This window comes from Bradyrhizobium sp. Kon37, from assembly GCF_055807535.1.
Genome location: NZ_JBVVOY010000108.1, coordinates 1 through 568 on the forward strand (window position 1 = coordinate 1; position 568 = coordinate 568).

Consider the following 568-nt stretch of genomic DNA (forward strand, 5'->3'; position numbering starts at 1 on the left):
TGCCACGGCATCATCCGGCTGCCCGTCCGCTGTTTTAGGGCGGGTGAGAATATCCAGCCGCGTACGTGTATAGCGGGCGCACAGGTCATTTACCGTCGCGTAATTCATGCATCCGCCTCAGCCAGCGCCGCTTTGATTTGCGCACTGCTCACCGGTTCCCCCAGCGCCGCACTGACGGCTTTCACTTTGGGTTCTCCCCCTGCGGTAAAGTGCTCCGGGTTTGCCTTATCCAGACCGGCAACGGTCGCACGGATACGGGTATTCAGATCGCCCACACCCAGAACGTCCAGCCCCCCAGCCTCAGCGAGCGTTTCTGCTGACGATGCAGATACCACAGACAGCACGCTGTCGGCACGAATGATCGCCAGTTGTTCTTCGATGACGACCACGTTTTTATGGATAACGAGTTCCTGTTTGGTGCCAGCACCCGCCGTGCTGCCGGTTACGGCTTCTGGCAGATGGCTGTCGCGGTAAAAGGCGATCTGACGCTGGATAACCTCTGGAAGGGCTGGCAACTGATGCGCTCTTTTGAAGGTGATGGCGGTAAGAAACTGGGCCTGAAGCCGAC

At 58.8% G+C, this 568-nt stretch carries 1 protein-coding gene; it reads right to left on the reverse strand.

Translation table 11 applies throughout. The features are described 5' to 3' along the window. Positions 1-104: 104 nt before the first annotated feature. On the reverse strand, positions 105-568 hold a 464-nt coding region (locus tag AC0L3J_RS37300), incomplete at its 5' end, for a hypothetical protein (protein WP_473350420.1).